This is a genomic window from Psychrobacillus vulpis (assembly GCF_006861825.1).
Taxonomy (GTDB): domain Bacteria; phylum Bacillota; class Bacilli; order Bacillales_A; family Planococcaceae; genus Psychrobacillus; species Psychrobacillus vulpis.
The window spans coordinates 102,280-114,597 of record NZ_VDGI01000014.1 but is presented as its reverse complement, the minus strand read 5'-3'; the positions used below and the strand labels follow the sequence as shown (position 1 = coordinate 114,597).

The window sequence follows — 12,318 nt, the reverse complement described above, 5'->3', positions numbered from 1 at the left end:
CTCTTTCTTCATAAATATCCGTTACCTTCTCCAAGAGCTAAGGTGAATATATACGACTTAAGAAAAGAGATTAGCTATATTTTGTGAATGATGACTAGGAGGAGCCGTGTGCGTAAATAGCGCAAGCGCGGTTCTGTGAGGGGGGTGGAACACAATCTACCGAAAGGTAGAGAGGTTCCCTTCTACTCGACTAGTGAGAAGGACTGGTCATTAGGGCTACCTAAATAGCAAAATGTTTAAATAAGAAGGCTCTATCAAAATCTGCAACTAAATCCTACACAATAGCTTATCGCATATTCGTTGTATAGGAGTAAAGGTGCAAGAGCATCCACTGGAAGAAGCAGTTATTGCTGAACTGCCCTACTTTTTCCAGTTTAAATTTAGATATATACTATCAGATTTTTATCGATCACTACCAGTTTCGAGGTATTAACTCTGGACCAAGAATGTGCGCAACGTCCTCTCCACTTGTTTCATCATGTCTGAAATGTGCTGCATACCAAACTACTATATCCTGTCCGTTAATATACTCCCTATTAAGGAATTTGTTTAAATTAGCTCTTGCTTTATTTAAATCTGTTGTGAAACCCTGTCCATCATCTAACTCAGAACTATGGTAGCGAAGAAGCCATACATCCCCAACTCCAAAACTATCTGCTGAACCATCGTTCTTACCTGGAATCAAAGTATATCCTTCACCCGTTGATTTGTTAGAAATTAGCCATTGTCTATTATGAAAAGAATCACGGGACCTTCTAATTTCGTAATTCAAAGTTCGAAAAATCGAAGTTCCGGTACTTGGCCGTTCGTTAATCTCTTGTATAACGTTGTTACCTTCAGTCCGAATATCAAAATCAAATCTCCAATATACGTGGTGAGTATGAGGGTTGCATGTACACGAATTGGCTATTGCACTAAATCCAAATCGTGGGCGAATCGTACCATTGTTGTGGAGACGCCATTCACTAATATATCGATACCAGCCAGCTTCCAATTCACTAACTAATACTATTTCTTCCCCTTCAACATAGATGGCTACACCGAGAAAGTTACCAGTATCAGAGCCAGTATCAAGTATGGTTCGTGCAGGGGTGGAACACATACGGAATCCAGGCGCAATATCTGTTCCAATAGCTTCAATCCTGCCTTCCTGCCACTGCCAATCACGGTAAGGGCCGCAAACATCATTATCGTAGCGAACATTAAGGATTGGTACATGAGCACGGGATAATACTTTTTTTCCACGATACAGCACATCTCGAAGCTCGATACCTGAACCAACTATACCTGAAGAAGCAGCCGGTCTCACTGCAAGGAAACTCCATACCTCAGTATTACCTTGCAACACTCTTACTTGGGTTTGGCCCAAAGTTCCTCTTCTTGCCGTAGGTTGATTGGCATCAGGCGGGGGCTGGCAGATTTGATCACTTGCTGTTGAAAATGGCGGTGCACCAGTTTCATATAAGATTACTTTACGTTTAATCATATTGACTCCTACAATCTGATGTAAAGGCGCTCCATTATTCTGTGTTGTCTCCTCTGAATCTTCCTTAACAGGGAGAAGTCCAACCGCAAGGGTTCTTTCAATACGGCCGTCTGGAAGCTCTGTATCGATAAGTGCAGGCATTGCTCTGTAAGGACGCACAAGTTTTTCGCGAATTAAGCAGCCGAGCTCAGGGTGATCTCGAACAATATTTACAGCCAACTCAAACTCCTCAGTACTTGGCAACGGCTGCGTATCTAACTGGGAGGCACTGATACATCCAGGATCATGAATGGGTCCAGTGGCTATTACTGTACGATTATTGGTGTAGTCATAGTATGTGGCTAAAAAATTACTTGGAGGTGTAGGTTTAGAACTTTTCGGGTGGTTTAAGGTTTTGTTTCCTGGAATATCCTCAAGATTAAGCAATTCAAACGATAACATCAGATGCCTGGTTCCACGTAAAAACGGTTGGATAGAAGGATGATTCTCACATATACTTCTTAATTGATTCATTGTTTCTTGGTCTGGTCCAAATGGAACTACTTCCACAATAAGTTCTGATCTTTCCCCCATTGAATCACTCTCCAATAATATTTATTGAGTAGATAACAACCACTCTCCCTAACATCTTATGTTAATGAATAGTCAGATGAAACGGATTGTTTACCTATTTGTTATAGATCCTATCAAATTTATGTTAATCGCTATGAAACGGAGGGATGATTCTCTTACTTCAAAGGACATGTACTAAAAAGAAGCAAAGAAACCTTTGCTTCCGACCTTCTTTCGAGAAATAAATTGTGACAGTCTGTGATGCACCGTGGTCCTTGGAGCCAGACTAATGGATGGGCTCAAGTTAAATAAGGGAAAAGAAAATATCGCTAACTTAACAATTAATACAAGAAAAACACTGAGATAATAATCAGTGTTTTTTGTATTATATGTTATAGTAAGAGGCACAACATAAATCTGTCCACACTGTCTACATAACACTTGAGGAGTGTGCGGCTTGCTTGAAAAGGGCAATGCAAAAAGGCGATATTATTAGGAGGGTTATTAATGGATAACAACGATATACTAATTAGACTAAGATATGCTCTAGATATAAAAAATAATGATATGATAGAGATATTTAAACTTGGTGGTATTGTAGTAACAAAAGACGAATTACCTAAAATACTAACAAAATCAAAAGATGAGTTCGATGATGAAGTGGATGTTGAAGAAAATCAAGATCAGATAAAGTGCAATCATAAAATGTTAAACTCTTTTTTAAATGGGCTTATCACTTTCAAGAGAGGAAAAAAGGATCCAAAACCTGGACAAGTTGAAAGTCCTGAACCGCCTGAAAATAGTGCTAATAATATGCTTCTGAAGAAATTGAGAGTAGCACTGCAATTAACAACGGAAGAAATGCTAGATATCCTTGATGACGGCGGTATCGCTGTATCAAAAGGGGAACTAGGTGCTATTTTGCGAAAAGAGGGACATCGAAATTATAAAGTATGTGGCGATAATTTCGCACGTAAATTCTTGAGAGGTTTAGCTCTAAGATATAGGAAATAAACGTACAACAAGCAGTGATATAGTGTAGTTAATTTAACTAGGTTTAAAGGAATCAGCGTGTAGCTGATTCCTTTTTATCATTCTGTACTATTTAGTACGCCTTATTTATGCAATATGAATAAAATGGCTCAATACGTTTTCTTCATTATAAATTACATGTTGAAAAACCATACTACGATTGAGGTGAAGAGGATGTATAAATTATTGTCTCATAATGATTTAGATGGGGTCGGATGTGGTATTTTAGCAAAACTTGCTTTCGGTAAGCAAGTGAAGGTGCGATATAATTCGGTATCGTCTCTTAATCGCGAAATTGAATTCTTTTTAGAAAATGATCAGCCAGATACGTTTTTATTTATAACTGATTTGTCTCCGAATAAAGAAAATGAAAAAAGGCTCGATGATTTTTATCATGCAAAAGGGAAAATCCAACTACTTGATCATCACAAAACGGCTTTACATTTTAATGATTATGGGTGGGGCTATGTCTTGGTTGAGGATAATGAAGGAAAATTAACCTCAGCTACATCCTTATTTTATAAATATCTTGTTAAGCATAGACTATTGGAGGCAACGGATGCTATTACTGAATTTGTAGAGTTAGTTCGGCAGTATGATACATGGGAGTGGGAGAAGAATAAGAACCATCGAGCCCATTCGCTAAATTCTCTTTTCTATTTAGTCTCCATTGATGATTTTGAAGAAAAAATGATGGAGCGACTTCTTACAAGTGAACATTTTGATTTTGATGAATTTGAAAAGAAAATGCTGAACATGGAAGAAGATAAAATAGATCGGTATATTCGTCGGAAAAAAAGGGAAATCGTACAATCAGAAACAGGGGATCATATTGCCGGTATCGTTTATGCAGAATCGTACCATTCAGAGCTAGGAAATGAACTAGGGAAAGAATATCCTCATCTCGACTATATCGTTATATTAAATATGGGTGGAAAACGAATATCATTGCGTACAATTCATGATCATATAGATGTTTCTGAAATTGCAGGATATTTCGGTGGTGGCGGACATCAGAAAGCGTCTGGTTGTTCTTTAACAGATGATGCTTACAAACAGTTTGTATTGGATACGTTCCATTTGGAGCCAATCCAAGAAGATGCGAAAAGGAATCGTTATAATTTGAAACAGTCATCATTCGGTTCGCTGTACAAAAATAGAAGTGAAGATGTTTTTCTTCTTTATCAAACGAATGATCAGAACTGGATGATTGAAAAAAATAAAACCGTAATGGAACAAGCCTTTACAAGTTTTGAAGAAGGAGAGCAATTTTTAAAACGAAATTATGAAGCATGGTTGGTAAGGGATGATCAGTTTGTCGAGTACTTAATGAATGAGGTAAAAAAAGCTAGTCAACAGGACTAGAGTTTTATGTATTACCACTTTTATTGTGCTTTTCCTGTAGCAATCGCTCCAGGCGGGCGCTTTCTGAGGCCTCGCACCAAGCCTCCTCGGCTTTGGAGGACACTGAAAAAGTGTTATTCTAATAAATTTTCTATCAAATAGTCATTAAGAGAATTTATCGCTTTGGCATTCGCTTTCCGCGGGCGAGCGACAAGCCTCCTCCTTCGCTCTGCTTCGTGCGGGGTCTCGTCTGTCTCGCTTTCCCGCAGGAGTCTCATGCGTCGCGCTAAATTCTCTTAAATAAATACAGCAAATAGTTCCTACAAAAATACTAATTCGAGTTTTTCAGTTGCCTGTGGGGTCTTGGACTGTCTCGCAGTACCGAAGGAGTCGCCGCTTCCGCTTATTTTTAACTTCAATAAACAGAAAAGTGGACAATTAAAGCCTTATCACTTGATGAGATGGGATAGTCAATCGATTATTTTTATCAGATATTCAGGAAAACATTGATTGATCACAGTATCTTCAGAATTCCACTTTCAACTTTTGAAAAATAGGCAGGGCCCGCCACGGAAAGCGAAGTGGCGGGCTCTGCTAATTCTCTTATACATCTCTATTCATTGTAAAACGAATTTGTCAACAGTCTGAAAGGAACTATGTCATTATCTGACATAGTTCCTTTTTGCTTAATAAAATGCTTTCGCGTGAAAATAGGAATTTAGGGATTTCAAGAAGAATAGATTGTTAATTAGATATAACTGTTATGTGGATAATGGCTATAAGTCGAGAAGTAGAAAACAAGTTAAAAAAAATGTCAGATGTTATAATAGGAAAATATTATATTTTAAATAGGATTCTAATTTTGCTTCAGATTGTTTTTTAATGGATAAAAGAGAACATAAAGTGAAGGTGTGTTATTGAATGAACGAGGAATTATTAATAAATGCTGATGAATGTTATCGGCAAGCTGAGCAGAAGGCTGCTCATTATTTTAAATCACTTTATGAACAGGTCGAGCAAAAGACTTTTGTCCCAACCTTAACAGAAGATTTGCAAACGTGGAAACATAACCATATTCATCATCGTTCTTTATTGTCCATTTTTTCCGGTGGAAAGGGAAAACCTGATTCTCGCGGGTATCACCATTATATTCAATGGCTAAATTACACAGGCAAACTAGATAATTACCTAGATCGAAGCATTTCCTATATTTTTATGCGAGATCTGGGCAAAGCCCTTGATTCACCTGATACTCTATACAGGATCGGTCGTGTAGTAGATAGTTTAAAAAGTCACCTAACAAAAGGAGACAAAGATGAGACGTTCAGCATGGCCGGGTTATACAGAATTGCACAGAAAGAAGGCGTGGAATCGAGTTTAATCTGGGTAATAAATAAGCTGAAGACTGTATCCTCCAAAATTCCGAAGGGGATGGATGCTGAACACGCCCAGAGAAAGCTCATTAAAATCATTGCTGGAGTAATTATGCAAGAGATTGAAGAGATGAACGACGAAACATCTCCTGAAGAACGTACTCGGAGGCTCGATGCAGCTATTAGGCTTGGCTATTCCTATGGTTTGACCTATCCATTTATTGACGATCTACTTGACGCTAAAATTTTATCAGATAACGAGGAAAAACAATATTCTGATTTGATACGTACTACACTTATCACGGGATCTGTGCCGGAACTGGGAGAATGGACTGGAGATAATGTGGATTTAATCAGATACATTCATTCGGAACTCCGAGATGCGTTTGAATATATTAGGGATCATCAGCGACGAGAGACAAGAAAGTATTTTTTCGAACAATCCTATGTGTTTTTTAATTCCCAAGAAGTGGACCGTGTAAAGGATCTATCTAATGCAAACTACACGAACGAAGAACTTTATATACCAATCATTTTAAAATCTTCTTCTTCCCGATTGATTGTCCGTTCAGTAATTGGTGCTTCAGAAGATAAGGAATTTGACAACCGAACATTTTTTTATGGCATATACAATCAGCTGGCTGATGATTTTGCAGATATGTTTGATGACATGAAAGATGGAGCGGTAACACCCTATACCTACTATATGAAATATCACGATAAACGTTTGGATCTAATAAACCCCTTCGAATTGTACTGGACGGTTATCTCCAATTTGATTCATAACGTGTATGGTTCTGACATGAAGACTCGTGAGGTAATTTTAGATCGTGCTATAAACGGACTGAAACGATTTAAAGAACGAGTGGGTACTGAAAAATACAACGAAGTTATGAGCCTGTTTGCTTCAGGAATTCCTAAATTCAATAGACTTATTCAAGATATGGTTCGAAAAGCTGATGATGTGGATTTCTTTGATAAATTACTTCGTGACCATATGATTACCACTTTGAAAAATGAACAGAAAGAAAAGGAAGAATTTTTAAATACGATCAAAACATTACGCCATCAGATCAACAATATCTTAAGTATTCCTAAGAAGGAGAATATGTCTTTGACGGAAGAACCAATAATTGATGCTGCAAATTACAGTCTAGAAGGTGATGGAAAGCGTTTGAGACCAATAGTGACTTGGTTCATGGGTGTAAACGCATATGGATTACAAAGTTCAGCAATCGAGCCACTGTTGAGATCATTGGAGTATATGCATACTGCATCTTTAATATTTGATGATCTGCCATCCCAGGATAATGCCTCCACTCGTAGGGGGCGTCCAACTCTCCACGAGGTGTATAGCATTGCCATATCAGAAATAACTGGTCTTTTTCTGACTCAGAAGGCCATTTGGGAACAAACATCACTTGATCAGTTCGATTCTAAGACTGTACTTAAATTAATTCAATATTCAGCCCGAATAACAGCGGATATGTGTAGAGGGCAAGCGATGGACTTGGATTCTAAAGGGAAACAATTGACTCTAAAACAGTTGAATATGATGTGCTTATATAAGACTGGAATAGGATTCGAAGCTTCTCTCATAATGCCTGCAATTCTCTCCAAGGCAAGTGAATTAGAAATGGAAGCTTTGAAAAAATTTGCCCGTCATGCAGGCATCGCGTTTCAGATTAAGGATGATTTACTTGATGTAGAAGGAGATACAACTTTACTCGGAAAACCGATTGGCAAGGATACCGAAAACAATAACTCAACTTTTGTATCAATATTAGGTTTGGAAAGTGCCAAAAAGGAGATGTGGGAAAATTATTGTACTGCAATGGAAGCGTTGCAAGAGGTGCCACGCAATACCACATTCTTGAAGCATTTTTTGGATTATGTTATAAATCGTGACCATTAAGATTTGGTAAAAAGTAGACAGAATTTCCAAAGCGACCAACGAAACCTTAAGGATGAGTGTAGGGTGCCAGATAGTAATATTGAAGTGCAGGCTCCGAAAGGAATAATGTGGGAACTTATTCTGATTGCAGTGATTTTTTTATTAAGATTATTTACAAAAAAACGAAAAAATGAGATAATAAAGAAAATTTCGAAGGGGGAAAGTAAGTTTATGGAACCAACTAATTGCTAATATTAATTTATTTTGAAATTAATATGGATTTTGTAATGAGTGTTTATTTTACCTACTAAAGTTAGGTTTATTTGTGATGCTCTTTATGGAATTAAGGCAATTTAGAAGGTAACTTACTTTACTGAAATCGAGATTATAATTTATTGAATATTTCATGAGTTTTTTGAAGTATTTCTCCAGTTTTTTAATACTGCTGGTGGCAGGCATATAAGCATAATCATGTACTTTTTTATGTACGCATTTTTGCTTAGACTGCATTAAATGAATTATATTCACAGACTATTTTAGACTGTAAGAAGAAAATCATCTTCTTATGGTCTTTTTTAATTGAATAGTATGGAAGTTCTTCTTTGTCTTGTCCATAAAATGCATAACTTAAATTATGGATGAAAGAAGGAAATTTTATGTTTGAATTAAAGTTAAATGGTATTAAAAAGTATATGGAAGCCACACTTGTTCTTAAAAATATAACCTTTGAAGTTTATGCAGGAGAGAAGGTTGGAATCGTAGGTGTAAACGGAAGTGGAAAGAGTACGATTCTTAAGTTAATTGCGGGAATAGAACCGATGAATTACTATCCTGGTTATCCACAAACATCAAGCAATGGATATGATGAAGGTTTAATAAATGTGTCGAGAGGTGCTACTAGTGCGTACCTTGAGCAAACACCATTGTATTCAGAAGGGTTAAAAGTGATCGATATTTTAAACTTGTCGTTTGAGGAAATTGACGGCATAGAGAAACAAATGCGTGAATTAGAAGAGCAGATGAAGACTTTAGAAGATAAGGCATTGGAAAAAGCATTAAAAAAGTACAGTGATTTAGTTCAATTATATGAACTAAAGGGCGGCTACGAGAAAGAAGAAAAGTTAAGCAAGGTTTGTACTGGTTTGAAATTTGATGAAAGCTTTTTAAAACAGGATTTTGATTTATTAAGCGGTGGTGAAAAAACAAGAGTAGGGCTTGGGAAGCTCTTGATTCATAATACAGACATCTTGTTACTGGATGAGCCGACTAATCATTTGGATATGGATTCAATTGAATGGCTAGAAGGTTATCTTAAGAGTTACAAAGGAATGGTCCTTATTGTATCCCATGATCGATATTTTCTAGACAATGTCGTAACCAAAATTGCAGAGGTTGAGGATATGGAGTCAATCACCTACAAAGGTAATTATTCTTCATATGTTAGCCAAAAAGAAGAAAATATGCGGATTCAATATGAACATTTTAGGGAGCAGCAAAAAAAGATCAACAGTATGGAAAATACCGTAACGAGTCTGAGAGATTGGGCAATGAGGGCTGATAATAACAAGTTCTTTAGAAGGGCTGCTAGTATTCAAAAAATACTCGATAAAATGGATCGAATCGACAAACCAACTTTTAAAAAAAAGAATATGAAACTAGATATAATAGCGGCTGGACGATCTGGAAATGAAACAATCCAGGCGATAGGACTTTCTAAAGCTTATGAAGATAAGGTTATTTTTAAGGACGCAAATCTAATGATTCATTTTGGTGAAAGAGTGGGAATAGTAGGTCCGAATGGAAGCGGGAAAACCACCTTCTTAAAGATGCTTTTAGGTGAAGAGCAGCCGGATGACGGTGTGGTGAAATTGGGCTCTAATGTGATGGCGGCCTATTTACCTCAGAAAATTACATTTAAAAATGAAGAGCTCACTGTGCTCGAGGCTTTTAGGGAGGATATTTCTATACTTGAGGGAAAAGCACGAGAATACCTTTCCAAATTCATGTTTTTTAAAAAGAGCGTCTTCAAAAAGGTAAAGCATTTGTCAGGGGGCGAGAGAATCAGGCTGAAGCTTGGCATGTTATTATATCAAGATGTCAATTTATTAATACTGGATGAACCGACCAATCATCTTGATATTGATTCCATTGAGACTCTCGAGGTAGCTCTGGAAGACTTTAAGGGTACGATTTTCTTTATTTCCCACGATAGATATTTTATAAATAAAATAGGTGAGAGAGTCATTGCTGTTGAGGATTATGCATTTAGAAGCTACCTTGGAAATTACGATTATTATAAAAGTGTAAAAGAGAAGTTAGTCGTACAGGATACCAAAGAGACTGTTGTAAAAGAAAAGGTAAAGAAACAAAAAAGTAATCCAGAGGGTATAAAGAAGGAAGCAGAAGAGGCAAAGACCCTAGCGAGGATTGAAAACCTTGAAAATGAATTAAGGGAGATAGATTTAGTCATGGCTGCCGACCATATGGATTATGATGAACTTAATAAGCTATATGGTAGGAAGCTAGACTTAATGAACGAGCTGGATTCAGTAATGGATTTGTGGTTAAGTTTTAATGAGTAGTTTAAAGTTTTCACTAGAATAATTGAGGTACTAATAAGATTTAAGGAGGAATAAATTATGGAAGAAAACAAAATTATTTTTGATTCTATTGATGAATATATTGATACATTTCCTCCGGAAGTTCAGGAAATTTTAGAGTCGCTAAGAAAAGTAATAAAAGAGTCTGCACCAAATGCAGAAGAAAAGATAAACTATCAAATGCCCACTTTTGCTCTCCATGGAAATCTTGTGCATTTCGCTGCCTACAAAAACATATAGGGTTTTATCCAGCTGCTAGTGGAATCGAAGCGTTTAAAGATGAATTATCGGGATATAAGGAAGCAAAAGGGTCCGTGCAGTTTCCTATTGAAAAGCCGATGCCTACTGATTTAATTAGTAAGATAGTAAAATTTAGAGTTGCTGAAAATATTAAAAAAGCAGAAGAAAAGAAAAAGAAAAAATAAATTTTGGAATCCAGGTTCTAGTTCTGAACCTGGATTCCAAAATTCATTACAAAGACTAAAAAAGTGCGCTATCTAATTTTAAAAGAGTTACATGTGAAATTTGTTTGTAGTCTCATATAGTTATAGATCAGTCTTGCGTGTCTTCCCTGTTGTGTATATGGATTTATTTGGGGGCGCAGACGGCGAAGAAATTCACGATCACATTCACATAGATTTCCACGCTTACTATAGCATTCATCATGTGCTTTACACGCTGCATCTACATCATTTATTGGAGCACCCGGACCGCTACAGCCAGGTCCACAATAGTTATATCCTGGGAACACACAAAAACGAAACTTTCCACCTCTTCTTCGTGACAAATTAAAAACCTCCTTTAGATTACTTTTCACAACTAATTAATATAAAATATTCAATAGTTTTTCTTTATGTATAAACTGCTACCTATAAGTTCCACAATTAATTTGATGAAGAGCTTAAGGGGTTAGGGGTTTGATTTTCTAAATAATAAAATGGTATTTTGAGAATGGATAGATAAGCGACAAACATATAAATACAATGAGGAAAAGGGGAGTACAAATGCGAGTAGAAAATTTGTTGCAAAATAGAGTTGCTGATTTTATAACGTATTGCAAGAAACATAAAATGGAGCTAGATGATTCTTTTTTATACGATGAAGATTTACAAGAATTTGAGCCGAATGAGGAAAATCCAACATATATAGTTACTACTCAACAAGGGGATATTGTTGGAGCTGTATCTCTTATGATAGATGATTATAGTAAAAGAGGAAGAAAGGCTCGCTTTAGAATATTTCATTCTGAAGTAGAGAGTCTGGAATGCTATTCGATGTTGATGGAAGCCATTTTAAAGCATACAGATGGGTTGGATAAGGTTTTCTTGTTTGTGCCATTTACAAATAAAAAATTAGAAGAATTCATTAATCAACTAAAGTTTAATGTAGAGAGATATTCCTTCGTGCTTGTCAGAGAGGATTTAGATGTGCCTGAATTTAGTTTACCGAATGATTATGTTATTCAGCCTTTTCAATCTGGAAGAGATGAAGAAATATGGTGTGAAGTTAGGAATGCAGGATTTGCAAAACTTCAAGGAAGTGAAACTCCTATTACTCCAGAGATGGTACAAAAAATGATGACAGCTGAGGAGAACATAGAAGGTGGCTCCATGATCCTTTATCATAAAAGTGAACCTGTAGGAGTAATTAGAGGGGCGGATGATGAGTATGAAAACTCACGAATTATGGAAATTGGCCCTATCGCCATAATACCTGCCTACCAAGGCAAAGGATTAGGAAGAATCCTACTCAGAGCTGCCTTACGATTTGCCAAGGAAAAGTCATATAAAAGAACGATACTTTGTGTAAATGCAGATAATGAGAGAGCGAAAGCACTATATATTCAGGAGGGCTTTAAACAGGTTGAAGCGGTAGCGTGTTATAAATACGATTTAAGAAAGTAAAAGTAATATTAAATAAGCATTGGGGAGTTTGAGCATCAATTTTAGATACTCATACTTCCATTTTTTATTTTCACTATAAAATTTTTTGAAAAAGGTAAAGAAAATTTACAAACAAGTATAATGGATGTATTAG

At 36.5% G+C, this 12,318-nt stretch carries 7 protein-coding genes and 1 pseudogene; 6 read left to right on the top strand and 2 right to left on the bottom strand.

Annotated features, from left to right (window positions below; genetic code table 11):
* Positions 1–412: 412 nt before the first annotated feature.
* Positions 413–2,059, bottom strand: a complete 1,647-nt coding sequence (locus tag FG384_RS13285; protein WP_142643089.1) for a copper amine oxidase — start codon at positions 2,057–2,059, stop codon at positions 413–415.
* Between the two features lie 486 nt (positions 2,060–2,545).
* Here FG384_RS13285 and FG384_RS13280 point away from each other — a divergent pair, with 486 nt between their 5' ends.
* The 5 genes and pseudogenes from FG384_RS13280 to FG384_RS13260 all read left to right on the top strand — a co-directional run bounded on the left by FG384_RS13280 (position 2,546) and on the right by FG384_RS13260 (position 10,706).
* Positions 2,546–3,052 carry a YehS family protein gene (locus FG384_RS13280; RefSeq protein ID WP_142643088.1) on the top strand — a complete coding sequence of 169 codons (507 nt, stop codon included), beginning with the start codon at positions 2,546–2,548 and terminating at the stop codon, positions 3,050–3,052.
* A gap of 192 nt (positions 3,053–3,244) precedes the next feature.
* Entirely contained in the window at positions 3,245–4,435 is a 1,191-nt protein-coding gene (locus FG384_RS13275; protein WP_142643087.1) for a DHH family phosphoesterase, read from the top strand.
* A 900-nt stretch (positions 4,436–5,335) separates the two neighbouring features.
* Positions 5,336–7,702 carry a polyprenyl synthetase family protein gene (locus FG384_RS13270; RefSeq protein ID WP_142643086.1) on the top strand — a complete coding sequence of 789 codons (2,367 nt, stop codon included), beginning with the start codon at positions 5,336–5,338 and terminating at the stop codon, positions 7,700–7,702.
* A 635-nt stretch (positions 7,703–8,337) separates the two neighbouring features.
* Positions 8,338–10,263, top strand: a complete 1,926-nt coding sequence (gene abc-f / locus FG384_RS13265; RefSeq protein ID WP_142643085.1) for a ribosomal protection-like ABC-F family protein — start codon at positions 8,338–8,340, stop codon at positions 10,261–10,263.
* Positions 10,264–10,320: 57 nt separating this feature from the next.
* Positions 10,321–10,706 (top strand): annotated as a pseudogene (locus FG384_RS13260) (iron chaperone).
* A 68-nt stretch (positions 10,707–10,774) separates the two neighbouring features.
* Here the strand turns inward: FG384_RS13260 and FG384_RS13255 are convergent.
* On the bottom strand, positions 10,775–11,068 hold the full coding sequence (locus FG384_RS13255) for a phospholipase (RefSeq protein ID WP_142643084.1): 294 nt from the start codon (positions 11,066–11,068) through the stop codon (positions 10,775–10,777).
* A 217-nt stretch (positions 11,069–11,285) separates the two neighbouring features.
* On the opposite strand from FG384_RS13255, the gene FG384_RS13250 reads away from it, so the two are divergent.
* On the top strand, positions 11,286–12,185 hold the full coding sequence (locus FG384_RS13250; RefSeq protein ID WP_166462450.1) for a GNAT family N-acetyltransferase: 900 nt from the start codon (positions 11,286–11,288) through the stop codon (positions 12,183–12,185).
* Positions 12,186–12,318: the final 133 nt, after the last annotated feature.